At 71.7% G+C, this 22,901-nt stretch carries 25 protein-coding genes; 8 read left to right on the top strand and 17 right to left on the bottom strand.

The features are described from left to right. Positions 1-19 precede the first annotated feature (19 nt). The gene (locus ACIGAN_RS28215; RefSeq protein ID WP_399861811.1) at positions 20-1,822 is read right to left on the bottom strand and encodes a serine/threonine-protein kinase; all 1,803 of its coding nucleotides are present in this window, start codon (positions 1,820-1,822) and stop codon (positions 20-22) included. Between the two features lie 96 nt (positions 1,823-1,918). Then, entirely contained in the window at positions 1,919-2,767 is an 849-nt protein-coding gene (locus ACIGAN_RS28210) for a menaquinone biosynthetic enzyme MqnA/MqnD family protein (RefSeq protein WP_365088682.1), read from the bottom strand. A 320-nt stretch (positions 2,768-3,087) separates the two neighbouring features. Here ACIGAN_RS28210 and ACIGAN_RS28205 point away from each other — a divergent pair, with 320 nt between their 5' ends. Both ACIGAN_RS28205 and ACIGAN_RS28200 read left to right on the top strand, forming a co-directional pair. Next, positions 3,088-3,291 (top strand): cold-shock protein, encoded by a 204-nt coding sequence (locus ACIGAN_RS28205; protein WP_003974443.1) that lies wholly within the window; start codon positions 3,088-3,090, stop codon positions 3,289-3,291. A 219-nt stretch (positions 3,292-3,510) separates the two neighbouring features. Next, positions 3,511-4,206 carry a class I SAM-dependent methyltransferase gene (locus ACIGAN_RS28200; RefSeq protein ID WP_399861808.1) on the top strand — a complete coding sequence of 232 codons (696 nt, stop codon included), beginning with the start codon at positions 3,511-3,513 and terminating at the stop codon, positions 4,204-4,206. A 114-nt stretch (positions 4,207-4,320) separates the two neighbouring features. Here ACIGAN_RS28200 and ACIGAN_RS28195 read toward each other — a convergent pair whose 3' ends face one another. The 3 genes from ACIGAN_RS28195 to ACIGAN_RS28185 form a co-directional block, all read right to left on the bottom strand. After that, complete coding sequence (locus ACIGAN_RS28195) at positions 4,321-5,445, bottom strand: sugar ABC transporter substrate-binding protein (RefSeq protein WP_399861805.1); 1,125 nt, start codon at positions 5,443-5,445, stop codon at positions 4,321-4,323. A gap of 108 nt (positions 5,446-5,553) precedes the next feature. Further along, on the bottom strand, positions 5,554-7,473 hold the full coding sequence (locus ACIGAN_RS28190; RefSeq protein ID WP_399861802.1) for an AMP-dependent synthetase/ligase: 1,920 nt from the start codon (positions 7,471-7,473) through the stop codon (positions 5,554-5,556). A gap of 229 nt (positions 7,474-7,702) precedes the next feature. After that, positions 7,703-8,992, bottom strand: a complete 1,290-nt coding sequence (locus tag ACIGAN_RS28185) for an acetyl-CoA C-acetyltransferase (RefSeq protein WP_365088678.1) — start codon at positions 8,990-8,992, stop codon at positions 7,703-7,705. Between the two features lie 102 nt (positions 8,993-9,094). Here ACIGAN_RS28185 and ACIGAN_RS28180 point away from each other — a divergent pair, with 102 nt between their 5' ends. Then, on the top strand, positions 9,095-10,474 hold the full coding sequence (locus tag ACIGAN_RS28180) for a 3-oxoacyl-ACP reductase (protein WP_399861799.1): 1,380 nt from the start codon (positions 9,095-9,097) through the stop codon (positions 10,472-10,474). Continuing rightward, the gene (locus ACIGAN_RS28175; protein WP_399861796.1) at positions 10,474-11,319 is read left to right on the top strand and encodes a MaoC family dehydratase; all 846 of its coding nucleotides are present in this window, start codon (positions 10,474-10,476) and stop codon (positions 11,317-11,319) included. The genes ACIGAN_RS28180 and ACIGAN_RS28175 overlap by 1 nt, the downstream gene beginning before the upstream one ends. Here ACIGAN_RS28175 and ACIGAN_RS28170 read toward each other — a convergent pair. The 9 genes from ACIGAN_RS28170 to ACIGAN_RS28130 form a co-directional block, all read right to left on the bottom strand. Beyond that, complete coding sequence (locus tag ACIGAN_RS28170) at positions 11,307-11,972, bottom strand: TetR/AcrR family transcriptional regulator (protein WP_365088675.1); 666 nt, start codon at positions 11,970-11,972, stop codon at positions 11,307-11,309. The two genes, ACIGAN_RS28175 and ACIGAN_RS28170, sit on opposite strands and share 13 nt — an antisense overlap. Before the next feature lie 89 nt (positions 11,973-12,061). After that, the gene (locus tag ACIGAN_RS28165; RefSeq protein ID WP_365088674.1) at positions 12,062-13,372 is read right to left on the bottom strand and encodes a dicarboxylate/amino acid:cation symporter; all 1,311 of its coding nucleotides are present in this window, start codon (positions 13,370-13,372) and stop codon (positions 12,062-12,064) included. Positions 13,373-13,444: 72 nt separating this feature from the next. Then, positions 13,445-13,546, bottom strand: a complete 102-nt coding sequence (locus tag ACIGAN_RS28160) for a putative leader peptide (RefSeq protein ID WP_365088673.1) — start codon at positions 13,544-13,546, stop codon at positions 13,445-13,447. Between the two features lie 142 nt (positions 13,547-13,688). Continuing rightward, complete coding sequence (locus ACIGAN_RS28155) at positions 13,689-13,988, bottom strand: DUF4229 domain-containing protein (protein ID WP_365088672.1); 300 nt, start codon at positions 13,986-13,988, stop codon at positions 13,689-13,691. Between the two features lie 91 nt (positions 13,989-14,079). After that, positions 14,080-14,604 (bottom strand): GNAT family N-acetyltransferase, encoded by a 525-nt coding sequence (locus tag ACIGAN_RS28150; RefSeq protein WP_365742955.1) that lies wholly within the window; start codon positions 14,602-14,604, stop codon positions 14,080-14,082. 16 nt (positions 14,605-14,620) lie between these two features. Beyond that, entirely contained in the window at positions 14,621-15,271 is a 651-nt protein-coding gene (locus tag ACIGAN_RS28145) for a UdgX family uracil-DNA binding protein (RefSeq protein WP_365742953.1), read from the bottom strand. A 69-nt stretch (positions 15,272-15,340) separates the two neighbouring features. Next, positions 15,341-16,504, bottom strand: a complete 1,164-nt coding sequence (gene mqnE / locus ACIGAN_RS28140) for an aminofutalosine synthase MqnE (protein ID WP_399861790.1) — start codon at positions 16,502-16,504, stop codon at positions 15,341-15,343. 82 nt (positions 16,505-16,586) lie between these two features. Beyond that, entirely contained in the window at positions 16,587-17,042 is a 456-nt protein-coding gene (locus ACIGAN_RS28135) for an Lrp/AsnC family transcriptional regulator (RefSeq protein WP_094056892.1), read from the bottom strand. A 58-nt stretch (positions 17,043-17,100) separates the two neighbouring features. Next, positions 17,101-17,787, bottom strand: a complete 687-nt coding sequence (locus ACIGAN_RS28130; RefSeq protein ID WP_365088668.1) for a UbiX family flavin prenyltransferase — start codon at positions 17,785-17,787, stop codon at positions 17,101-17,103. 91 nt (positions 17,788-17,878) lie between these two features. Here ACIGAN_RS28130 and ACIGAN_RS28125 point away from each other — a divergent pair, with 91 nt between their 5' ends. Further along, positions 17,879-18,493 (top strand): rhomboid family intramembrane serine protease, encoded by a 615-nt coding sequence (locus ACIGAN_RS28125; protein ID WP_399861786.1) that lies wholly within the window; start codon positions 17,879-17,881, stop codon positions 18,491-18,493. Here the strand turns inward: ACIGAN_RS28125 and ACIGAN_RS28120 are convergent. The 3 genes from ACIGAN_RS28120 to ACIGAN_RS28110 are packed head-to-tail and all read right to left on the bottom strand — an operon-like array spanning position 18,490 to position 21,459. Beyond that, positions 18,490-19,062: a Uma2 family endonuclease gene (locus ACIGAN_RS28120; RefSeq protein ID WP_311688044.1), complete on the bottom strand. Its 573-nt coding sequence runs from the start codon at positions 19,060-19,062 to the stop codon at positions 18,490-18,492. The genes ACIGAN_RS28125 and ACIGAN_RS28120 overlap by 4 nt on opposite strands. A 46-nt stretch (positions 19,063-19,108) precedes the next feature. Continuing rightward, entirely contained in the window at positions 19,109-20,011 is a 903-nt protein-coding gene (gene mqnP / locus ACIGAN_RS28115) for a menaquinone biosynthesis prenyltransferase MqnP (RefSeq protein ID WP_365742947.1), read from the bottom strand. After that, positions 20,008-21,459: a menaquinone biosynthesis decarboxylase gene (locus tag ACIGAN_RS28110; RefSeq protein ID WP_365742945.1), complete on the bottom strand. Its 1,452-nt coding sequence runs from the start codon at positions 21,457-21,459 to the stop codon at positions 20,008-20,010. The genes mqnP and ACIGAN_RS28110 overlap by 4 nt, the downstream gene beginning before the upstream one ends. A 68-nt stretch (positions 21,460-21,527) precedes the next feature. Here ACIGAN_RS28110 and ACIGAN_RS28105 point away from each other — a divergent pair, with 68 nt between their 5' ends. From ACIGAN_RS28105 to ACIGAN_RS28095, 3 genes are all read left to right on the top strand, one after another. Continuing rightward, complete coding sequence (locus tag ACIGAN_RS28105; RefSeq protein WP_365088664.1) at positions 21,528-21,848, top strand: PLD nuclease N-terminal domain-containing protein; 321 nt, start codon at positions 21,528-21,530, stop codon at positions 21,846-21,848. Positions 21,849-21,953: 105 nt separating this feature from the next. Further along, entirely contained in the window at positions 21,954-22,559 is a 606-nt protein-coding gene (locus ACIGAN_RS28100; RefSeq protein ID WP_365088663.1) for a DUF6232 family protein, read from the top strand. Further along, the gene (locus ACIGAN_RS28095) at positions 22,556-22,900 is read left to right on the top strand and encodes a hypothetical protein (RefSeq protein WP_365088662.1); all 345 of its coding nucleotides are present in this window, start codon (positions 22,556-22,558) and stop codon (positions 22,898-22,900) included. The genes ACIGAN_RS28100 and ACIGAN_RS28095 overlap by 4 nt, the downstream gene beginning before the upstream one ends. Position 22,901: the final 1 nt, after the last annotated feature.

Here is a 22,901-nt window from a genome sequence, read left to right as displayed (position 1 = left end):
TGCACGGGCATCCCGTCCGCTACCGCACCTTCGACAGCCGGGCCTGCGGACGCCCCGACTCCGCGCTCTCCGAGCGGTACCGGAGGTCGTCACCCGCCGGGGTGAGGCGGACGGTGGTGGGGGCCGGGTTGCAGCCGCTGTGGTTGGTCTTCGCCCCGACCGACGTCGCGACCAACTCCTTCTTCGTGACCTGCTTGAGGGTGAGGACGTCGACGCAGACGCCGCCGAGCTGGTCGGTCTGGCGCAGGCGGCCCAGTTCCTGGCCGACGGCGGCCCGCTGGACGGTGATCCGGAACGTGCCGAGCGGCAGCCTGCCGTCCAGGGCGGTGCCCTGGCCCTCCCAGGTGCCGAGGTAGGCGGCGGGCACCGCACCGGGCGGGGCGGAACTCGCGGTCGCGCCGGGCGGCGAGTAGGCGTCGCCGCTGCCCGCGCCCCCGTCGTCGCCGCCCCCGCCCGGCAGCAGGTCGAGGACGAGGACCGACCCGATGGTCACGGCCGCCATCGCTCCCGCGACCGCCAGCGCGACGGTGCAGCTCAGTTTCCGCACCCGCCCCTCGCCCTCGCCCTCGCCCCCGGACGCGGAGGTGGAGGAGGTGGCGGCGACGGAGACGGAGACCTTGCCCGGCCGTCGACCGGCGGCGGGCACCACCGTCTCGTCCCGCCCTCGTCCGTCCCGGGGTTCGGGCCCGTCGGCGGGTGCGGGCGCGAACCCGTCCGCGGGTACCGGGGCGGACCCGTCGGCGGGTGCCGAGCCCGACGAGGCCGGTGAACCCGGGGTTGGCAGGGCCGGCGGGGCCGCCGGTGTTCCGTCCATCACCGGCGGCGGCCCGAACGCCCCCGCGCCCGCCGCGGACCCGCCCGCCCCCGGCGGTTCGCCCACCGCCGGGCTGCTGAACCCCACCGGCCCCGAGGGCGCGCCCGCCCCCGTCGCCTCCAGGTTCAGCAACCGCACGGCACTGCGGCTCACCTGCTCCACCAGCGTCCCCGGCAGCCACCCGCCCGCCACCAGCCGGGCCGCCCCCTCGGGGGCGAGCCGCCGGGCCAGTTCCCCGGGGGCCGGCCGCGTGTCCGGGTCCTTGGCCAGGCAGGCCGCCGTCAGGGAGCGCAACTCGCCGTCCAGCAGCCCGAGTTCCGGCTCCTCGTGCACCACCTTGTAGAGCAGGGCCGCCGAGGAGTCACCGGGGAAGGGCGGCTCGCCGGTCGCCGCGTACGCGAGGACCGCGCCCAGCGAGAAGACGTCCGCCGCGCCCGTGACGCCCTTGCCGAGGATCTGCTCGGGCGACATGTAGCCGGGCGAGCCGACGGAGACGCCGGTCGACGTCAGGGACGCCGTGCCGTCGGTGGCCCGGGCGATGCCGAAGTCGATCAGCAGCGGCCCGTCCAGGGTGAGCAGGACGTTCGACGGCTTCACGTCGCGGTGGACGAGCCCCAGCGCGTGCACCGCCGCCAGCGCCTCGGCGAGTCCCGCCCCGAGCGCCCGTACGGTGTGGGCGGGCAGGGGCCCGCCGTCGGCGACGGCGGCGGACAGCGGCGGTCCGGCGGCGTACGCCGTCGCCACCCACGGCACCCGCGCGTCCGGGTCCGCGTCCAGCACGGGCGCGGTCCAGGCACCGCCCACCCGGCGTGCGGCTTCGACCTCGCGCCGGAAGCGCGCCCGGAACTCCTCGTCCAGCGCGAAGTGCGGATGCACGATCTTCACCGCGACGGTACGGCCCCCGGCGCTGCGGCCCAGGTAGACCCGGCCCATGCCGCCGGAGCCCAGCCGGCCGAGCAGCCGGTAGGGACCCACGACCGTGGGTTCGTCGACGTCGAGCGGCCGCATGGCGTCACCCCTCCCCCGTGGGTGCGTGGGCGGGGCGCTCCCCGGCCCCGGCACTCCCGCACCTCCCAGCAGGGTAGTGCCGGGGTGCCGCCGGGCTCACGGCTGGAGCAGGTCCACCTTCACGTCGGCCGGGAAGCCGGTCGTCGGGCCGACCCGCCGGGCGAACTCGGCGACCGCCTCCAGCTGGGGTCCGCCGAAACGGAAGTCCAGGGTGGTGAAGTACCGGGCGAGGGTCTCCTCGTCGAAGGCCTCCCAGCGGGCGGCCTGCTCGGCGACCTTGTCGACCTCCTCCAGGGAGAGGTTGCGCGAGTCGAGGAACGCGGCGTGCACCTTGCGCGTGATGGCCGGCTCGCGCTCGGCGTACTCGCGGCGGGCCGCCCAGACCGCGAAGACGAACGGCAGGCCCGTCCACTCCTTCCACAGCGCGCCCAGGTCGTGCACGTCCAGGCCGAAGCGGGGCCCGTCGACCATGTTCGCGCGCAGTGCCGCGTCGCCGATGAGGACGGCGGCCTCGGCCTCGCGCATCATCAGGCTGAGGTCGGGCGGGCAGGTGTAGTAGTCCGGCTGCACGCCGTAACGCTCGGCGAGGAGCAGCTGGGCGAGGCGGACGGAGGTGCGGGAGGTCGAGCCGAGGGCGACCCGGGCGCCGTCCAGCCGGTCCAGGGGGACCTGCGAGACGATCACGCAGGACATGACCGGGCCGTCGCAGCCGACGGCGATGTCGGGGAAGGCGACCAGGTCGTCGGCGTGCTTGAGGAACTCGACCAGGGTGACCGGACCGATGTCGAGATCGCCCTGCACCAGCTTCTCGCTGAGCTTCTCCGGGGTGTCCTTGGTGAGCTCGAAGTCGAGGAGCGTGCCCGTTCTGGCGAGCCCCCAGTACAGGGGCAGGCAGTTCAGGAACTGGATGTGGCCGACGCGCGGCCGGGTGCGAGGATTGTCCACATCGTGAGGCTAGCCCTCATGGGTCACGGGGCCGCGTCCGGCCCCGCCGTCGGGCCGGGGACCGCCGATCGCGGGCGCACCGCCAGTCGGCCGGGGGATGTTCAAACATTCGGGTGACGTGATCTTGACCCCTATTGCATTCCGGGGTCCGCGTGCTAGGCTCGTCGCAAGTTGCAGTTTGGTTTCCCTTGCAGTACAGAGCCTGCGGAGCATGTGACCGCGGGCTCTCGTCATTCTCAGACATATGCAGTTGTGCAGAATTCATCTTCACACTTGCTGGTTCTGGAGCAGGGCAACCCTTTTGAGCCCAAGGAGGGCTTATGGCTACCGGAACCGTGAAGTGGTTCAACGCCGAAAAGGGCTTTGGTTTCATCGCCCAGGAGGGCGGCGGCCCCGACGTCTTCGTCCACTACTCCGCGATCAACGCGCAGGGATTCCGGTCCCTGGAGGAGAACCAGCAGGTGTCTTTCGACGTCACGCAGGGTCCGAAGGGCCCGCAGGCTGAGAACGTCACGCCGGTCTGACAGCAGTACCCAAGGAGCCCCGCGCCGCAAGGCGACGGGGCTCCTGCCCTTTTCCGGCCCTTTCTCCGGGTGAATTCCGGGCGAACTGTGCCTGTGGGGCGAGGGGCCCACGAGGAAAGACCGGACGAACGTTTCCGGGGGCCGGTGCCCGGCTCGAGGCGCGGGGCGCACGGCCGGCGCCGGGCCGGGTGCCGGTGGTGGGCAGTAGGGTCACCGGCCATGACCGACGCCGACTTCCTGAGCGAGACCCGTGCCTTCTACGACGCCGTGGCCGAGGAGTACGCCGAGCACTTCCGGGACGCCACCACACCCCTGGACCTGGGCCTGCTGTACGGGTTCGCGGAGCTCGTGGGCGAGGGCGGCGAGGTCGCCGACCTGGGCTGCGGGCCCGGGCGGGTGACGGCCTACCTGGCGTCCCGGGGGCTGTCGGTGTTCGGGCTGGACCTGTCGGAGTCGATGCTGGCGATCGCCCGGCGCGAGCATCCCGCGCTGCGGTTCCGGCAGGGCTCGATGCTGGACCTGGACCTGCCGGACGGCTCGCTGGACGGGGTCGTGGCCTGGTACTCCACCATCCACACGCCCCTGGAGCACCTGCCTGCCCTCTTCGCCGGCTTCCACCGCGTCCTGCGCCCGGGCGGGCACCTGCTCCTCGGCTTCCAGTACGGCGAGGAGCCCCGCCGCTACGAGGAGGCCTTCGGCCACCGGGTGTCGGTGAGTTTCCACCGCCGGCGGCCGGAGCGGATGGCCGCCCTGCTGGAGGGGGCCGGTTTCACCGTGCGCGCGCGGACGGTGCGGGAGGCCGACGAGGAACGCGGAGAGCCCGTCCCCCAGGCGTCCCTGGTGGCCCGCAAGCCCCACGAGCCCCACGAGCCCCACGGGCCCCACGAGCCCCACGCGCCCCACGAGCCGAGCTAGCCCCCCGAGCCGAGCGCCCGGCCCTGCCGCGCTCCGCCGTGCTCTGCCCCGCACTGTCCTGCCCTGCCCGGCCGGGGTCCTGCCCTGCCCGGCCGCGCGGGAGCGGCTGTCGGGTCATTCGAGGCCGATGGCCGCGCAGTCCGCCTTGTACTTCGCGGTGCAGATCTCCTTCACCGTGTACACGCCGTCGGTGACGACGGTCTCCTTGATGTTGTCCCGGGTGAGGGCGACCACCGGCACCAGCATCGCGGGGATGTTCTTCTTCGTCGGGCTGTCGACCGTCTCCCGTGTCAGCGCGGCGAACTCGATGGACCGGCCCTGGACCTTGGCCACGGCGATCTTCGCGGCGTTGGTCGCCTCCAGCAGGAAGGACTTGTACACGGTCATGTACTGCTCCCCGGACACCACCCGCTGCACCGCGTCCAGGTTCGCGTCCTGCCCGGTCACCGGCGGCATCCTGGTGGCGCCGGCCTCCTCGAGCGCCTCGATGACGGCACCGGCCATGCCGTCGTTGGCCGAGTAGACCGCGGCGATGTTGTTCAGCCCGACCGCCTTGATCGCCTTCGCCATGTTGGCCTTGGCGATCGCGGGCTTCCACTCCTTGGTGTCGTACTGCGCGACGATGTCGACCTGGCCCTGCAGTTCGCTCAGCGCGCCGCTCTTGAAGCGGGCCGTGTTGGGGTCGGCGGGGTCGCCGTTCATCATGACGACCTTGCTGTTCTCGGCCTTCTCGCCGAGTTCGCCGATGAGGGCGCGGCCCTGCACCTGCCCGACGAGTTCGTTGTCGTGGGAGACGTACGCGTCGACGGGCCCCTCGGCGAGCCGGTCGTAGGCGACGACCGGGATGCCCGCGGCCTTGGCCTTCGCCACGTCCGGGGCGATGGCCTTGGAGTTCAGCGCGTCGACGAGGATGACGTCCACCTTGTCGGCGATCATCTGCCGGAACTGCTCGCTCTGCCGGGAGACGCTGGCCTCGGCGTTGGCGTAGCGGACCTTGCCCCGGTTCTCGGTGAGGGAGGCGACCTCCTGCTTGATGAGCGGGTAGTCGAACCGCTCGAAGCGTGCCGTGTCCCGGTCGGGCAGCAGCAGTCCCACCGTGATGTCGTTGCCCCGCTTCCCGCCGGCCGCGTCGTCGCTTCCGCCGTCACCGCACGCGGCGAGGGACAGGGCCGATACGGAGACCGCCAGGCCTATGCAGCAACGACGCACGGCGGCCCGACGGGTGTAACGCGCTTTCACTGATGGTGCCTTCCGATGGTGGGGATCATCGCGACGAGGTGGCAGAAAGCCAACGGGGAGACACCGTGCGTCGTCAAGGACCAGGTGTGAAGACTCCGCAAAGGTGAGTCACCGCGCGTACAGACCCTCCACCTCCGCGGCGAACGCGCGCAGGATCGTCTCGCGGCGGAGTTTCATCGTCGGGGTGAGGTGGCCCTCGTCCTCCGTGAAGTCCCGGGGCAGGACGGTGAAGCGGCGGATGGACTCGGGGCGGGAGACGAGCTTGTTGGCCTCGTCGACGGCGCGTTGGAGGACGGCGCGCAGTTCCTCGTCGTCGGCGAGGAGGGCGGGCGGGACGGGGTGTTTGCCGTTCATGCGGCGCCAGTGGGTCAGGCCCGCCTCGTCGAGGGTGATCAGCGCGGTGACGTAGGGGCGGCCGTCGCCCAGGACCATGCACTGGGAGATCAGGGGGTGGGAGCGCAGCCAGTTCTCCAGGGGGGCCGGGGCGACCGACTTGCCGCCCGCGGTGATCAGGAGCTCCTTCTTGCGGCCGGTGATGGTGAGGTAGCCCTCGTCGTCCAGTTCGCCGATGTCGCCGGTGGCGAGCCAGCCGTCGGGCGCGGCGGGGACGACACCGCCGGCCTGCGGGTCCCAGTAGCCGCGCAGCACGTGGTCGCCGCCGACCAGGATCTCCCCGTCGGCGGCGATCCGGACGCGGGTGCCGGGCAGCGGCCAGCCGACCGTGCCCAGGCGGGGTTTGAGGGGCGGGGTGACGGTCGTCGCGCCGGTGGTCTCGGTCAGTCCGTAGCCCTCGAAGATCTCGATGCCGGCACCGGCGTAGAACGCGGCGAGGCGGCGGCCGAGCGGCGAGCCGCCGCAGATGGCGTAGCGGACCCGGCCGCCCATGGCGCTGCGGATGCGGCGGTAGACCAGCGGGTCGTAGAAGGCACGGGCGGCCTTCAGGGCGCGGGAGGGTCCGGGGCCGGTGCCCGTCTGGCGGGCCTCCACGGCCTCTCCGTAGCGCTGCGCCACCGCCGCCGCCCGGTCGAAGGAGGTGGCCCGGCCGCTCGCCTCGGCCTTGGCACGGGCGGAGTTGTACACCTTCTCCAGCATGTACGGGATGGCCAGCAGGCAGGTCGGCCGGAAGCCGGCGAGGTCCGGGAGCAGGTCGTCGGCCTTGATGCTCGGGGCGTGCCCGAGCCGGACTCGGGCGCGGACGCAGGCGATCGCGACCATGCGGCCGAACACGTGGGACATGGGCAGGAACAGCAGGACCGAGGCCTCTTCGCTGGTCCTCGCCTTGAAGACGGGGTAGAGCAGTTCGATGGCGTTGTCGACCTCGGCGAAGAAGTTGCCGTGGGTGAGCGCGCAGCCCTTGGGGCGGCCGGTGGTGCCGGAGGTGTAGATGAGGGTGGCGAGGGTGTCGGGGCCGAGCACGCCGCGCCGCACCTCGACCTCCTGGTCGCTCAGGTGCGCCCCGGCCTCGGCGAGCCGGTCCACGTGGCCCTTGTCCACGACCCACACGTGCTTGAGGTCGGGCAGCCGTGCGCGTTCGGGGCCGAGGGCGGCGGCCTGTGCGGTCGTCTCGGTGAGGAGCGCGACGGCGCCGGAGTCCTGCAGGATCCAGCGGGCCTGGAAGACGGAGGAGGTGGGGTAGATGGGCACGGTGACCAGTCCGGCGGCCCAGGCGGCGAAGTCCAGGACGGTCCACTCGTAGATCGTGCGGGCCATGACGGCGACCCGGTCGCCCGGCATCAGCCCTTCGGCGATCAGCCCCTTCGCCACGGCCTGCACCTGTCCGGCGAACCGGGCCGCGGTGACGTCGTTCCAGCGCCCGTCGGCGTCCTTGCGGCTGAGCACCACGGCGTCGGGGGCCGCGGTCGCGTTGTCGAACGGCAGGTCGGCGAGCGAGCCGTAGGTCCACGGCGGTGCCAGCGGCGGTACGGACGCCTCCCTCACCGCTCCGTCGAGCCGCTTGATCTCGGGCTCGACCGGGACCGGTCCGCCGTACACGTCGCCGTGGGCGGAGGAGGAATACGCAGTGGACACGGGCGGCTCCTGGGGCGTGCAGCGAAGGACTGCTTGCTGCATGACGTACGTGCCTCGCACGCCGAGGCGCTCAACCGGCTGAACCCCCAGAAAGGGGTTACTGACGGTAGGAACGGGATCGTACGGCGCTCACGTGGTGGCCTTGTGCGGGTTCGGGGATGGTCCGGAGCCGGGCCTGTGCATGCTCGGAGATTATGTGAGGGTCCCTCAGCTTCCGGTCGCCGTCGGCTCAGGCGCGTTCCAGGATCGCCGTCACGCCCTGTCCGCCCGCAGCGCAGACGGAGATCAACCCCCGTGCGGGAGCGTCCCGTTCGGCGAGGAGCTTGGCCAGCGTGGCCACGATCCGGGCGCCGGTGGCGGCGAAGGGGTGCCCGGTGGCGAGGGAGGAGCCCGCGACGTTCAGCCGGGCCCGGTCGAGCGTGCCGAGGCCGCGCTTCTCCCAGGCCGCGAGGGTGGCCAGCACCTGGGAGGCGAACGCCTCGTGGATCTCCACGAGGTCGAAGTCGGCCAGGCCGAGGCCGGCCCGCTCCAGCATGCGCGGGACGGCGTAGGCGGGTGCCATGAGCAGGCCGTCCTCACCGTCCGCGACGTCCCCGTGGACGAAGTCGACGGCCGCCGTCTCGTACGCGGTGAGGTAGGCCAGCGGCTCCAGTCCGCGCTCACGGGCCCAGTCCTCGCTCGCCAGCAGCACGGTCGCCGCCCCGTCGGTCAGCGGCGTCGAGTTACCGGCCGTCATGGTCGGTTCGGGGTGGTCCAGGCCGAACACCGGCTTGAGGGCGGCGAGTTTCTCCACCGTCGAGCCGGGGCGCAGGTTCTGGTCCCGGGCGAGTCCGCGGAAGGGCACCACCAGGTCCTGGAAGAAGCCGCGTTCGTACGCCGCCGCCAGCCGCTGGTGGCTGGTCGCGGCGAGTTCGTCCTGCGCCGCGCGGCCGATGCCCCAGGCCCGGGCGGTGACGGCGGCGTGTTCGCCCATGGACAGACCGGTGCGCGGCTCGGCGTTGCGCGGGATGTCGGGGACGAGGTGGCCCGGGCGCACCTTCGCCAGGGCCTTGATCCGGCCGGCCGCCGACTTCGCCCGGCGGGCTTGGAGCAGGATGCGGCGAAGGGAGTCGTTGACGCCGAGGGGCGCGTCGCTCGCGGTGTCCGCGCCGCCCGCGATCGCCGAGTCGGTCTGGCCGAGGGCGATCTTGTTGGCGGCGGCGATGACGGCCTGGAGGCCGGTGCCGCAGGCCTGCTGGATGTCGTAGGCCGGGGTGCGCGGGTGGAGCTTCGAGCCGAGGACGGTCTCGCGGGCCAGGTTGAAGTCGCGGCTGTGCTTGAGGACCGCGCCGGCGACGAACTCGCCGACCGCCCCGGGTCCGCCCAGGTCGTACCGCTCGACGAGGCCGTCCAGGGCGGCGGTGAGCATCTGCTGGTTGGAGGCGGTGGCGTAGGGGCCGTCGGAGCGGGCGAAGGGGATGCGGGCTCCGCCGACGATCGCCACGCGCCGGACCGACGGCGACAGCTGCTGGGGGCTCATCTCGACCTGCTCCTCGTCCGTGACATAGCCTTACCTCCGGTAACCTTACTCCAGAGTAAGCAGCCTTGTCCCCGCACGCCCTCGCCGGAACTGGGAGTCGCCATGGCCGACCGCTATCTACGCTTCACGGGTACCGCGCCCGGCCGCTTCCTCACCCGCCGGCTCGGGCTGCCGCAGCCCGCGGCGCTCGTCCGCTGGTCCCCCGAGCGCCCCGCTCTGGACGGGGGCCTGCGTCACCTGACCGCGGGGACGTCCGCCCTGGACCTGGCACCGGTCCTCGCCCGGACGGGACTCGGCCCGGCCGGGGCGGAGCGGGCGGCGGCCGTCGTCCTGGACGCGACCGGGGTGCGGGACGTCGAGGGCCTGGCCGGGGTGCACGCGGCGCTGCATCCGGCGGTGCGGTCGGTCGTCGCGAGCGGCCGGGTGGTCGTGCTCGGCGCGCCGCTCGACCCGACCGATCATCACCAGGCCGCGGCCCAGCAGGCCCTGGAGGGCTTCACGCGCTCGCTCGGCAAGGAGATCGGCCGGGGCAGGACGGTGAACCTGGTCCGGCTGACGGACGCGGCCGCCGCGCAGTCCACGCTCCGGTTCCTGCTGTCGCCCAAGTCGGCCTACGTCAGCGGCCAGGTGATCGAGGTGGGACCGCTCGGCGGGGCACCCGCCGCCCCGGACCGGAACCGTCCCCTCGATCCGGACCGGCCCCTGGACCCGGACCGGCCCGTGGACCCGGACCGGCCCGTGGACCCCGACCGCCCCCTGGCCGGCCACACCGCGCTGGTCACCGGCGGTGCCCGCGGCATCGGTGAGGCCGTCGCCGCGACGCTCGCGCGGGACGGGGCCCATGTCGTCGTCCTCGACGTGCCGCAGGCCGAGCAGGACGCCCGGCGCGTCGCCGACCGGATCGGCGGCACGGCCCTGCCGCTCGACATCACCGCCGCCGACGCGGGCGCGCGGATCGCCGAGGCCCTCCCGGACGGCCTGGACGTGCTGATCCACAACGCGGGCATCACCCGCGACCGGCGGCTGGTGAACATGCCGGCCGAGCGCTGGGCCGCCGTGCTGGAGGTGAACCTGGCGAGCGTGCTGCGCACCACGGACGCCCTGCTGAAGGCCGGCACGCTCAGGCGCGGCGGCTCCGTCGTCGCGACGGCCTCGATCGCCGGCCTCGCCGGGAACGCGGGCCAGACCAACTACGGGGCGAGCAAGGCGGGCATCGTCGGCCTGGTCCGCTCCCTGGCCCCGCGCGCGCTCGACGAGCACGGCGTGACGGTCAACGCGGTGGCGCCCGGCTTCATCGAGACGAAGATGACGGCCGCGATCCCGCTGTTCATCCGCGAGGCCGGCCGCCGGATGAACTCCCTCGCCCAGGGCGGTCTGCCGGCCGACGTCGCCGAGACGACCGCCTGGCTCGCCCACCCCGCCTCGGGGGCGGTCAACGGCCAGGTCGTGCGCGTGTGCGGCCAGAGTCTGCTGGGGGCCTGATGGCCGGCGCCGCTCTCGTCCTCACCGGGTCCCCCTGGCTCGCCCCGCTCCTGGCCCGCGGTGCCCTGCTGTCCCCCTTCAAACGGCCCGCCCCGGACGCGGAGTTCCCGCGCATCCGGCTCGTGCTGCCCGGCCTGCGGGTCGACCTCGCGCGGCTCGCGGCGTACGAGCGGGTGTGCGGCTTCCCCACCGGCGAGGACGCGCTGCCGGTGACCTATCCGCACGTGCTGGGATTCCCGCTGGCCATGCGGCTGATGAGCGAGCGGGCCTTCCCACTGCCGCTGCTCGGTCTGGTCCACACGTCGATCACGGTCACCCGGCACGCCAGGATGCCCGCCACCGGCGCGTACGACCTCGCCGTCCACGTCGAAGGGCTCGACCCGCACCGGCGCGGCACCCAGGCCACGGTCGTCACCGAGGCGCGGACCGGCGGAGACCTCGTGTGGGAGTCGCGGAGCACCTACCTGGCACGGCACGGGCGCCCGGCGGAGGCCCGCCCGGAGGACGGGGAGCGCAAGCCGCTGCCCGCCGTCGCCGAGTGGCGGCTCGCCGGGGACGTGGGGCGCCGCTACGGGGCCGCGTCCGGGGACCGCAACCCCATCCACCTCCACCCGCTCACCGCCCGGCTGTTCGGCTTCCCGCGGGCCATCGCGCACGGCATGTGGACGGTGGCCCGCTGCCTCGCCGCGCACGGCACGCCCGACGCCTGCCGGGTCCGGGCGGACTTCAGGGCGCCCGTGCTGCTCCCGGGGACGGTGACCTACGCGGCGGACGGCCAGGGCCGGTTCGCGCTGCTGGGCCGGGGCGACCGTCCGCACGTCACGGGGGACGTCTACCCGGCGTGAGGCTCCGGCTGCTCCTCCGGGGGCGGCCAGGGCCGTCCCTCCATGAGGTCGCCGAGGCCGGCCCAGGCGAAGTTCATCATGGTCGCGGCGGCCTGCCGGGCGGTGACGCCGGGGGTGGCGTTGGCCCAGGCCGCCAGGGACTCGGCGGCGCCGACCAGGGCCTCGGCGAGCCCGGCGACCTCACGCTCGGGCAGGTCCGGGTCCCGGTGCGCCTCGCGGGCTCCGGCGAGGATCAGCTGCGTCACGAAGACGACGATCTCCTCGCGCATCGCGGCGACTTCGGCGGCGAAGGGCTCCCCGTGCGTACGGGCCTGGAGGTGCAGGATCGACCAGGCGTCGGGGTTCTGGGCGGTGTGCGCGAAGAACGCGCCGAGGCCCTCCCACAGTTGCCGGTCGGCGGGCAGGTCCCGCCGGACACCGGCGCGCACGGCCTCGACGAGGGCCTTGGCCTCCCGGCGGATGCAGGCCGTGAAGAGGTCTTCCTTGGAGTTGAGGTACAGGTAGACCAACGGCTTGGACACGCCCGCCAGTTCGGCGATCTCGTCCATCGAGGCGGCCATGTAGCCGCGCTGGCCGAAGATGCGCACGGCGGCGTCCAGCATCTGCTGTTCACGGACCGCACGCGGCATCCGCTTCGTCTTCACGGCACCCATACCGCTTAGCGTACGGGCCCCCCGGCCGGCGCTCCGTCGGATGAACCGAGGGAGCGCCGGCCGGGGGGCCTCATCGCATCAGTACCGCGTCACGCGGCGGCGGGCACCCGCTCGGGCCGCGCGTCACGCGGCTCGTCGTCCGCCGCGAGGTCCGAGCCGTCGGCCGTGGCGTAGGCGTCGCGGTCGAGCAGGTTCTCGCGGGCCGAGACCAGGACCGGGATCAGCGCCTGCCCGGCGACGTTGGTCGCGGTGCGGATCATGTCCAGGATCGGGTCGATCGCGAGCAGCAGGCCCACGCCCTCCATCGGCAGGCCGAGGGTGGACAGCGTCAGGGTCAGCATGACCGTCGCGCCGGTCAGGCCGGCCGTGGCGGCGGAGCCGACCACCGAGACGAACGCGATCAGCAGGTAGTCGCCGACGCCCAGCTGGATGTCGAAGATCTGGGCGACGAAGATCGCGGCGATGGCCGGGTAGATCGCGGCGCAGCCGTCCATCTTGGTCGTGGCGCCGAACGGCACCGCGAAGGACGCGTACTCCTTCGGCACGCCGAGCCGCTCGGTGACCTTCTGCGTCAGCGGCATCGTGCCCACGGACGAGCGGGAGACGAAGGCCAGCTGGATCGCGGGCCAGGCGCCCTTGAAGAACTGGACCGGGTTGACCTTGGCGACGGTCGCGAGCAGCGTCGGGTAGACGCCGAACATCACCAGGAGGCAGCCGACGTAGATGTCGGCGGTGAAGGTCGCGTACTTGCCGATCAGGTCCCAGCCGTAGGTGGCGATGGCGTAGCCGATGAGGCCGATCGTGCCGAGCGGGGCGAGCCGGATGACCCACCACAGGGCCTTCTGCAGCAGGCTGAGCACGGACTCGCTCAGGGTGAGGATCGGCTGGGCCTTCTCGCCCAGCTGCAGGGCGGCGATACCGGCGACGGCGGCCATGAAGACGATCTGCAGGACGTTCAGCTCGGTGAACGGCGTGATGACGTCCGTCGGCACGATGCCGGTGAGGAAGTCGATCCAGGAGCCGGTGGTCTCGGGCTTCGCGCCGTCCTTGGGCGTGAGGCCGGTGCCGGAGCCGGGGTTGGTCACCAGGCCGATGACGAGGCCGATGCTGACCGCGATCAGCGACGTGATCATGAACCACAGAAGGGTGCGCGAGGCCAGGCGGGCCGCGTTGTTGACCTTCCGCAGGTTGGTGATCGACACCAGGATCGCGAAGAACACGAGCGGGGCGACGGCCAGCTTCAGCAGGCCGATGAAGGTGTCACCGACCTTCTCCAGGGTCGTGACCAGCCAGGACAGGTCCAGATCGCGGGCGATCCAGCCGAGCAGGACACCCAGGACGAGGCCGGAGAGTATCTGGACCCAGAAGGGGACGTTGAAGAACTTCAGACGTGGGGACACGCGACTGACTCCGTTGGGGGGACGCGTTACGGCGGGGGGGAACTGACGTGGGACGACGGGGGTTGCGTCACGTCAGGGACGACAGAAAGCGGACGCGCACCGACAGAGATCCACGTGCAGCCGCGCCACGAGCGGAGCGCCCGGGGGCGATTGAGGCGCAACTGCTGACTTCATACCAGAACCTTAACACCTGAACTTTGAGTACCTCAAAGCCTGGCTTTGATAGGTGATGGGTCACACACACCCATACAAGGCAAAGCGCCCCGTGTCCGCGCATGTGCGGAAACGGGGCGCTGTTCGCCTGCGGAGGGGGACCTTACGAGGTCTGCCCCTGGGCCCGGGCGGTGTCGTCGGCGACGTCCTCCTGGTTGCGGTTGGCGTCCAGGCTGGCCTTCATCCGGTCGACGCGCTGCGCGACCTGGATGGACGCCCGGTCGCGCTCCTTGCGCAGCACGACGAAGCTGATCGGCGCGGAGATCAGCAGCGCGAGCAGCACGACCCACAGGCCGTTGCTGTCGCCCAGGCCGCGCGGGGCGAGGCCCGAGTAGACGGCGCCCCAGACGACCACGAGGCAGCCCACGAAGACACCGAGGCGCATCAGCGTGTAGCGGAGCATCTCAATCCACTCTTCCGTTTCGAACGGCCGGAACACACCCAAAGGGGCACCGTCCAGTGAAGCACGCCGGACGGCCGATCTCGCAGGGGGGTCAGTGCAGCGGGAGGAGCATGATCACGTCGTCGCGGTCGTCGCCCGGCGCGACCCGGATGGCGCCGGGGATGCGGCCGACCTCCTTGTAGCCGCAGGAGGCGTAGAACCGCTCCAGGCCGAGGCCGCCGCGGCAGGTCAGGCGGATCGCCTCGATCCCGTCGATCCCGCGGGCGGCGTCGGCGGCCGCGGCGAGCAGCTCGCGGCCGTAGCCCTTGCCCTGGTGGCGCGGGTGCACCATCACCGTGTACAGCCACAGCCAGTGCGTCATCAGGTGGTGCGAGTTGAAGGTGAGGAACGCGGTCGCCGCGACCCGCCCCTCCTCGTCGTGCCCGACGAGCAGCCGGACCTTCCCCTCGGCCATGGACGCGAGGTGCCCCACCAGCTGCGGCCGGATGTCCTCACGGGTCACCGGGGGTACGAAGCCGACGGCCCCGCCCGCGTTGGAGACATCGGTCCACAGGTCGAGGATGCCGTCGCGAAGCTCCGGGGTGACGGCCGGGTCCAGCGTGAAGGTAAGGGGCATGCACGGATTGTAGCCATTACGACAGAGCGCGCGCCGCCACTTTCAGATCGGACACCAGCCCCTGGTAGGCCGCCTCCCGGTCGTCGGACCGCAGCACCGCCGACGGATGCACGGTCGGCACCAGCCGCTCGGCACGCCCGTGGATCTCCTCCTCCAGCACGGTCCCGCGCACCTGGGTGACCCGGAACGAGGACCCGAGCAGCGCCTTCCCGGCGGTCGCGCCCAGCACGACGATCAGCTCCGGCTCCACGACGGCCAGCTCGGCGGCGAGCCAGGGCCCGCACGCGGCCGCCTCCCGCAGGGTCGGCGCCTTGTGGATACGCCGCTTGCGCGGCTCGGCCCGCGTGAACTTGAAGTGCTTGACGGCGTTGGTGACGTACGCCTCGCCCGGGTCGATGCCGGCCTCGGCCAGCGCCCGGTCGAGCAGCTTCCCGGCCGGCCCGACGAACGGCTCCCCCTGCCGGTCCTCCTGATCCCCGGGCTGCTCCCCGACGAGCATCACCCGGGCGTCGGCGCTCCCGGCCCCGAAGACCACCTGGGTGGCGTCCCGGTGCAACGGACACCCCCGGCACCCGGCAGCGGCCTTCCGCAGAGCGGGAAGACCGCCGCGTCCGGGAACGAACGGCTCAGCGGTATAGGCGTCTTCCGGCGCCCCGGTGGCAACCATGCCGGCCGGGTACCCACCTCAGGGGCGCGGGGAACTGCGCGAGCGACCCCCACGCGCGGAAAGCCGCACTCACACCCGCATGGCCTGCGGGGCATCGCGAATCGAGGGGTCGGGCCCCGCGTACTCCCGGATGATCTCGTACCGCGTGTTGCGCTCCACCGGCCGGAACCCGGCGTCACGGATGAGATCCAGCAGATCCTCACGCGTCAGCTTGTTCGGCGTGCCGAAGTTGTCCGCGTCGTGCGTGATCTTGTACTCGACGACCGACCCGTCCATGTCGTCCGCGCCGTGCTGGAGGGCCAGCTGCGCGGTCTGCACTCCGTGCATCACCCAGAAGACCTTCACGTGCGGCACGTTGTCGAACAGCAGCCGCGACACCGCGAACGTCTTCAGCGCCTCCGCACCCGTCGCCATCTGCGTGCGCGCCTGGAGCCGGTTGCGGACCTTGCCGTCCTTCATGTCGACGAAGTCGTGCTGGTAGCGCAGCGGGATGAACACCTGGAAGCCACCGGTCTCGTCCTGCAGCTCGCGCAGCCGCAGCACGTGGTCCACCCGGTGCCGCGGCTCCTCGATGTGCCCGTACAGCATCGTGCACGGGGTCTTCAGGCCCTTCTCGTGCGCGAGGCGGTGGATCCGGGACCAGTCCTCCCAGTGCGTGCGGTGGTCGACGATGTGCTGACGGACCTCCCAGTCGAAGATCTCCGCGCCGCCGCCGGTCAGCGACTCCAGACCCGCGTCGATCAGCTCGTCCAGGATCTCGGACGCGCTCAGCCCGGAGATCGTCTCGAAGTGGTGGATCTCGGTGGCCGTGAAGGCCTTCAGCGACACGTTCGGCAGGGCGGCCTTCAGTTCCCGCAGCGAGCGCGGGTAGTAGCGCCACGGCAGGTTCGGGTGCAGCCCGTTGACGATGTGCAGCTCGGTGAGGTTCTCCGACTCCATCGCCTTGGCGAGCTTGACGGCCTCCTCGATGCGCATCGTGTACGCGTCCTTCTCCCCCGGCTTGCGCTGGAAGGAGCAGTACGCGCAGGAGGCCGTGCACACGTTCGTCATGTTGAGGTGGCGGTTGACGTTGAAGTGCACGACGTCGCCGTTCTTGCGCGTGCGCACCTCGTGCGCGAGGCCGCCGAGCCAGGCCAGGTCGTCCGACTCGTACAGCGCGATGCCGTCCTCACGGGTCAGGCGCTGACCGGCCCTGACCTTCTCCTCCAGCTCGCGCTTGAGCCCGAGATCCATGCCCACACCTTTCTACGGAGACGTCCCCCACGGTACGCCCCCACCCTTCGGGCGGGAGGTGCCCCCATACGGCCCTCCGGGCCTAGACCTCTTCGGGCAGTTCCCCGACCCGGTTCTCCCACTTCGTGGAGAGCACGATCGTCGTCCGGGTCCGGGAGACGCCCTTGGTGCCGCTGAGCCGCCGGATGATCTTCTCCAGGCCGTCCACGTCCGCCGCCCGCACCTTGAGCATGTACGAGTCGTCGCCCGCGATGAACCAGCAGTCCTCGATCTCCGAGAGGTCCCGCAGCCGCTGCGCCACGTCCTCGTGGTCGGTGGCGTCGGAGAGCGAGATGCCGATGAGGGCGGTGACGCCGAGGCCGAGCGAGGCCGCGTCGACGGTGGCCCGGTAGCCGGTGATGACACCGGCCGCCTCCAGCCGGTTGATGCGGTCGGTGACGCTGGGTCCCGACAGGCCGACGAGGCGTCCCAGCTCCGCGTAGGAGGCCCGGCCGTTCTCCCTGAGGGCCTGGATGAGCTGCCTGTCCACCGCGTCCATTGCGATCGAAGCCTTCCGCTGAAGTTGTCTGTGGTCCGATGAGTTCCGGTGTGCCCGCTCAGCCGGCGCGGTGTGCTCCGCCGCCGAGCTCACCTTGCCAACGGCGGTAGAGCGTGTGCGGCACGCCCGCCGCGTCGAGTACGCGTCCGGCGACGAAGTCCACCAGGTCCTGGATGTGCGTCGCGCCCGCGTAGAAGGCGGGTGAGGCGGGCACGACGACCGCGCCCGCGTCGTCGAGGGTGACCAGGTGCCGCAGGGTCTGGCCGTTCAGCGGGGTCTCCCGTACGGCCACGACCAGCTTGCGTCCCTCCTTGAGGGTCACGCTCGCCGCCCGCTGCAACAGGTCCTTCGACAGCCCGAGCGCGACCCCGGCCACGCTCGCCGTCGAGGCGGGCACGATGAGCATGCCCTGGGTGGGGTACGACCCCGAGGAGGGTCCGGCGGCCAGGTCGCCGGCGCTCCAGTGCCGTACGGCGTCGAGGTCGACGGAGAAGGTGTCCGGCTTGCCGTCGGCGCCCCGGGCGAGCCATGCGCGCAGGTCGTCACGCCAGTGGGCGTCCCGGAACGAGATCCCCGTCTCGTCCAGCAGGGTGAGCCGGGAGGCCCGGGACACCACGAGGTCGACGCTCTCGCCGGCGGCGAGCAGGGCCCGCAGCACGGCGGCGGCATACGGGGTGCCGGAGGCACCGGACACCCCTACGATCCAAGGCGTACGCGGCGTCTCGCCTGGCTTGACTGGGTTCACGACTCCGAGCCTATCCGGCGCCGTGGGGTGGGAACCGGCCCAGGGGTGCGGGCCGTTGCCCGGAGGGGACGAGCGAGCACTGGGGGTCGCCATGCCGGGTGTGCGTCAGGGGTGGTCGGCGGGGGACCGCGCGTGGGCCGCGGGCAAGCTGATGCTGGCCTGGATCGCGCTGCTGTGGCTGCTGGAAGCGGTCGACGTGGTGACGGGTCACGCGCTGGACGGCTTCGGCATCACCCCGCGCGAGCCGTCGGAGCTGGCCGACGTCGTGCCGTCGGCGTTCCTCCACTTCGGCTTCGCCCACCTGGCGTCGAACACGCTGCCGCTGCTGGTCCTCGGCTTCCTGGCGGCGCTGGCGGGCCTGCGCCGCTTCCTGCTCGTCTGCGCGCTGATCGTCCTCGTCGACGGCCTGGGCGTCTGGCTCATGTCCCCGGCGCACACGAACACGGCGGGCGCGTCGGGCCTGATCTTCGGCCTGTTCGGCTTCCTGCTGGTCAGCGGCTTCGTGGAGCGCCGCCCCTGGGGCATCCTGGCGGGTGTCCTGATCGCCGCGGTCTGGGGCGGCTCGATCCTGTCGGGCCTGGCCCCCACCCAGACGGGCATCAGCTGGCAGGGCCACCTGCTGGGGTTGCTGGCGGGGGTGGGGGCGGCGTTCGCCTTCCGCCGCCGGGCCGCGAGCCGAGCCCTCACCTGGGAGGAACGCCCTTAGTCGCGGTCGCGCGCCTTGCGATCGACCGGCAGGTGGGTGGTGGGGATGATCAGCTTGCCGAGCGGGGAGTCGAGGGTCAGTTCGTGACCGTACGGAAGGGTGTCCCGCCCGCGGTAGCCGTCGGGGCCGGGGTTCCACATGGTCACGAGGTGCCCTTGGAGCGGGTCGAGGACCAGGTAGTTGGCGATGCCGCGCGAGGCGTACCAGCGGGGCTTCACCTCGTAGTCGCGGCGAACGCTCTCCGGTGACACCACTTCGGCCACGAGCTCGATCAAGTCGGCCGGGTAAGCGCTGTGGTTCTCGTCCTCCGCCTCCGCCGGGATGACGGCGAGGTCGGGGCAGAACTCGTTGGCGTCGTCGAACGGAAAAGCGACGTCGCTCACCAGGGCCCACTCGGGTGGCAGCTGTCCCTCGACGATGTTCCACAGCCGCTGGATGGTCTTCCCGTGGAACGGCCTGACCGGGTTCATCACGATGCTGCCCTCGACAATCTCCGTCAGATAGCCGGGGAACAGGTCCTCCAGCTTGCTGAGCTGCGAGTGCAGGCGGTCGATGTCCGAGACGGTCATGGCGGCCTCCTTGGGATCCTGCACCCGATGGTAGGCCGCACCGTAATCACACGGTCAGACCCCGCACGAGCAGATCCAGCAGCGCGCACGCGAACAGGGCGATGCCGATGAAGCCGTTGACGCTGAAGAACGCCCTGTTCACGCGGGAGAGGTCGTGGGGGCGGACGATGGAGTGCTCGTAGAGGAACGCCGCCCCGACGATCAGCAGGCCCAGCCAGAAGAAGGCGCCCGCGTCCGTGGCCAGGGCGTACCAGACGAAGAGGGCCGTCGTCAGGGCATGGCACACCCGCGCGCCCCAGATCGCCGCCGGGATGCCGAACCGCGCCGGGACGGACCTGACGCCGATCTCGCGGTCGGTCTCCACGTCCTGGCAGGCGTAGATCAGGTCGAAGCCGCCGATCCAGATGCCCACGGCGAGGCCCAGTATCACCGCGTCCCAGGACCAGGAGCCGGTGATCGCCAGCCAGCCGCCGATCGGGCCCATCGCCTGGGCGAGTCCGAGGATGGCCTGCGGGAAGTTCGTGAACCGCTTGCCGTAGGGGTAGACCACCATCGGGATCACGGCGATGGGGGCCAGGGCCAGGCAGAGCGGGTTGAGCAGGGCCGCCGCGCCGAGGAAGACGGCCAGGGCGATCAGCGCACCCGTCCAGGCGTGCTTGACCGACATCGCGCCCGTCACCAGCTCGCGCTGCGCGGTGCGCGGGTTGCGGGCGTCGATCTCCCGGTCGATGATCCGGTTGACCGCCATGGCGAAGGTGCGCAGGCCGACCATGCAGACGGTGACGAGCAGCAGCCGGCCCCAGTGGATGTTCCTGTCCCACTGGTACATCGCGGTGAGCGCGGCGATGTAGGCGAAGGGCAGCGCGAAGACCGAGTGCTCGATCATCACCAGCCGCAGGAACGCCTTGGTGCGTCCCGGCTGCGGGATCGCGGCGGAAGCGGAGGTCACAGCCCGTACTCCTTCCAGCGGCGGTCCACCTTCGCCGCCGTCTGCGGGTCCGACTCGACCATGTCGGGCCAGCCGCCGTCGCGCGTGTAGCCCTCCTCGGGCCACTTCCTCGTCGCGTCGATCCCGGCCTTGCCGCCCCAGAACTGCTGGTAGGAGGCGTGGTCCAGATGGTCGACGGGGCCCTCGACGATGCTCAGGTCCCGGGCGTAGTCCGTGTTGCCCAGCGCCCGCCAGGCCACCTCGTGCAGGTCGTGCACGTCGCAGTCGGAGTCGACGACCACGATCAGCTTGGTCAGCGACATCATGTGCGCGCCCCAGATGGCGTGCATCACCTTCTGCGCGTGCTTGGGGTACTTCTTGTCGATCGAGACGATCGCGCAGTTGTGGAAGCCGCCCGCCTCCGGCAGGTGGTAGTCCACGATGTCCGGCACGATGATCTTCAGCAGGGGCAGGAAGAAGCGTTCCGTCGCCCGGCCCAGCGGCCCGTCCTCCGTCGGGGGCCTGCCCACCACGATCGACTGGAGCAGCGGCCGCTTCCGCATCGTGACGCAGTCGATCGTCAGCGCCGGGAAGGGCTCCTGCGGCGTGTAGAAGCCGGTGTGGTCGCCGAAGGGGCCCTCGGGCAGCATCTCGCCCGGCTCCAGCCAGCCCTCGATGACGACCTCCGCCTGCGCGGGCACCTGGAGCGGAACGGTCTTGCAGTCGACCATCTCGATCCGCTTGCCCGCGAGGAACCCGGCGAACAGGTACTCGTCGATGTCCCCCGGCAGCGGCGCGGTCGAGGCGTACGTCACGGCGGGCGGGCAGCCGAAGGCGATCGCGACCGGCAGCCGCTCACCGCGCCGGGCCGCCACCTGGTAGTGGTTGCGGCTGTCCTTGTGGATCTGCCAGTGCATGCCGATGGTGCGCTTGTCGTGCCGCTGGAGCCGGTACAGGCCCAGGTTGCGCACGCCGCTCTCGGGGTCCTTGGTGTGCGTGAGCCCCAGGTTGAAGAACGACCCGCCGTCCTTCGGCCAGGTGAACAGGGCGGGCAGCTGCTCCAGGTCCACGTCGTCCCCGGTCAGCACGACCTCCTGCACGGGGCCGTCCTTCACCTTCTTCGGCGGCACGTGCGTCATCGCGCCCAGCTTGCCGAAGGCCTCCCGCACGCCGACGAACCCGTGCGGCAGCTCGGGCTTCAGCAGCCCGCCGATCCGCTCCGAGATCTCCGCGTACGACTTCAGGCCCAGCGCCTTCAGCAGCCGCCGGTCGGTGCCGTACACGTTCATCGCGAGCGGCATGCTCGACCCGCGCACGTTCTCGAAGAGCAGCGCCGGGCCGCCGGACTTCTGCACCCGGTCGACGATCTCCCCGACCTCCAGGTACGGGTCCACCTCGGCCTTGATGCGCTTGAGGTCGCCCTCGCGCTCCAGCGCCCTGAGCAGGGAGCGAAGATCGTCGTAAGCCATGGGGTCCAGTATCCCCGAGCGGCTACGCTGGCCTGGAACCGCCCACCGCTTTCGCTGAGAGGCCGCGCATGCTCCGGGTACTGATGTTCCTCGTGCCGCTGGCGCTTAGCGTGTACGCGTTCATCGACTGCATCAGCACCAAGGACGACGACATCCGCCACATGCCCAAGCCGCTGTGGGCGATCCTGGTGCTGCTGTTCCCGCTCGTCGGCTCGATCTCCTGGCTGATCGCCGGCAAGAAGCGCAGCCCGGCCGCCGACGGCTGGTCCGGCGTCCGGAGCGGCCGCTCCCGGCAGCAGTGGGTGGCGCCGGACGACAACCCCGACTTCCTGAAGTCCCTCGACGAGGACAAGAAGAAGGACGACGACCCCCGGCGCGACGAGCCCTGACCGCTTCTGCGGGAAACGGGTTGCTCTCGCGGCACGCATGGTCGTCAATGGTGTTCCCACAGTGACCGCGGTCACTTCCCGCTCACCGGCCTTCAGGGGGACACCATGGAAACGAGACAGCCACCGGGGCAGTGGGACGTGCCGCCCCCGCCCGCGACTCCGCCCCGCGCCCTGACCGACGTCGAACTCCGCGTCCACAACCGCCTGTTATGGGTCGGCGGAGCGGCCTACCCGCTGCGGAACATCGCCCGGGTCTACACCTTCACGCTCCACCCCAAGCGCAAGGAAGCCGTCTTCCGCTTCCTGACCCGCACCGGGATCACCCTCGCCGTGGCGATCGGCCTGTCGATCATCGGCGGCCTGACCTACCTCGCCGACGAGTCGGCCGCCGGCGGACTGCTGACCTTCGTGTGGATCTGCTCGATCGCGGCCCTGATCTACTTCCTCGTCGAGATGCTCTCCGTCGTGACGGCCCAGTCGCACTACGTCCTCGCCGTCGAGACGGCCGGGCCGTCCACCGCGATGGTCACCAGCCGGGACCCGCAGCACCTCGACCGGCTGGTCGGTTACGTGGCGGGCGCGCTGGAGAACCCCGACACCGAGTTCCAGGTGACGGTGGAGCGCCTCACGATCAACTCACCGTCGAACTACCACTTCGGCGACAACGTCAACATGTACGGCGGTAGCGGCAACACGGGGATCGCGGCATGAGCGGCAACAACTACTACTACGGCGACAACGTCACCATGCACGGCGGCAGCGGCAACACGGGCATCGTGAAGAACGGCACGACCGGGGACGTGGATCCCGCGCTGCGGCTGGCCCTGGCCGAACTCCTCCAGGGTGTACGCGAGTTGCGCGAGCAGCTGCCACAGCCCAGCGCGCAGCTCATCGACGAGTCCCTGCCGGTGCTGGCCGCGGACGCGGCGCCGCCGCAGGAGCGGCACCGGGCGCTGATGGCCGTCGCGGCGATCGCCGCGGCCGTGGGGGCGGTGGGGCAACCGGTCGCGGAGGCCGCGAACCGGGTCCTGCAGATGCTGGGCGGGCAGTAGG

Origin of the sequence: Streptomyces sp. NPDC085931 (assembly GCF_044540565.1) — a bacterium.
In the GTDB taxonomy this organism is placed as follows: Bacteria; Actinomycetota; Actinomycetes; order Streptomycetales; family Streptomycetaceae; genus Streptomyces.
Note: the sequence above shows the minus strand (reverse complement) of the source record. Positions and strands in the feature narration are given on the sequence as shown.

Bases quoted from the DNA above. Each gene is read 5' to 3' on its own strand.
- ACIGAN_RS28175 (WP_399861796.1), top strand. From the start codon at position 10,474: ATGGCCGGCGCCGCTCTCGTCCTCACCGGGTCCCCCTGGCTCGCCCCG.
- ACIGAN_RS28110 (WP_365742945.1), bottom strand. From the start codon at position 21,459: ATGGCTTACGACGATCTTCGCTCCCTGCTCAGGGCGCTGGAGCGCGAG.
- ACIGAN_RS28160 (WP_365088673.1), bottom strand. From the start codon at position 13,546: ATGAAGTCAGCAGTTGCGCCTCAATCGCCCCCGGGCGCTCCGCTCGTG.
- ACIGAN_RS28145 (WP_365742953.1), bottom strand. From the start codon at position 15,271: ATGGTTGCCACCGGGGCGCCGGAAGACGCCTATACCGCTGAGCCGTTC.
- ACIGAN_RS28215 (WP_399861811.1), bottom strand. From the start codon at position 1,822: ATGCGGCCGCTCGACGTCGACGAACCCACGGTCGTGGGTCCCTACCGG.
- ACIGAN_RS28205 (WP_003974443.1), top strand. From the start codon at position 3,088: ATGGCTACCGGAACCGTGAAGTGGTTCAACGCCGAAAAGGGCTTTGGT.
- ACIGAN_RS28185 (WP_365088678.1), bottom strand. From the start codon at position 8,992: ATGAGCCCCCAGCAGCTGTCGCCGTCGGTCCGGCGCGTGGCGATCGTC.
- ACIGAN_RS28150 (WP_365742955.1), bottom strand. From the start codon at position 14,604: ATGCCCCTTACCTTCACGCTGGACCCGGCCGTCACCCCGGAGCTTCGC.
- ACIGAN_RS28105 (WP_365088664.1), top strand. From the start codon at position 21,528: ATGCTCCGGGTACTGATGTTCCTCGTGCCGCTGGCGCTTAGCGTGTAC.
- ACIGAN_RS28155 (WP_365088672.1), bottom strand. From the start codon at position 13,988: ATGCTCCGCTACACGCTGATGCGCCTCGGTGTCTTCGTGGGCTGCCTC.
- ACIGAN_RS28170 (WP_365088675.1), bottom strand. From the start codon at position 11,972: ATGGGTGCCGTGAAGACGAAGCGGATGCCGCGTGCGGTCCGTGAACAG.
- ACIGAN_RS28135 (WP_094056892.1), bottom strand. From the start codon at position 17,042: ATGGACGCGGTGGACAGGCAGCTCATCCAGGCCCTCAGGGAGAACGGC.
- ACIGAN_RS28200 (WP_399861808.1), top strand. From the start codon at position 3,511: ATGACCGACGCCGACTTCCTGAGCGAGACCCGTGCCTTCTACGACGCC.
- ACIGAN_RS28125 (WP_399861786.1), top strand. From the start codon at position 17,879: ATGCCGGGTGTGCGTCAGGGGTGGTCGGCGGGGGACCGCGCGTGGGCC.
- ACIGAN_RS28120 (WP_311688044.1), bottom strand. From the start codon at position 19,062: ATGACCGTCTCGGACATCGACCGCCTGCACTCGCAGCTCAGCAAGCTG.
- ACIGAN_RS28180 (WP_399861799.1), top strand. From the start codon at position 9,095: ATGGCCGACCGCTATCTACGCTTCACGGGTACCGCGCCCGGCCGCTTC.
- mqnE (WP_399861790.1), bottom strand. From the start codon at position 16,504: ATGGATCTCGGGCTCAAGCGCGAGCTGGAGGAGAAGGTCAGGGCCGGT.
- ACIGAN_RS28095 (WP_365088662.1), top strand. From the start codon at position 22,556: ATGAGCGGCAACAACTACTACTACGGCGACAACGTCACCATGCACGGC.
- ACIGAN_RS28100 (WP_365088663.1), top strand. From the start codon at position 21,954: ATGGAAACGAGACAGCCACCGGGGCAGTGGGACGTGCCGCCCCCGCCC.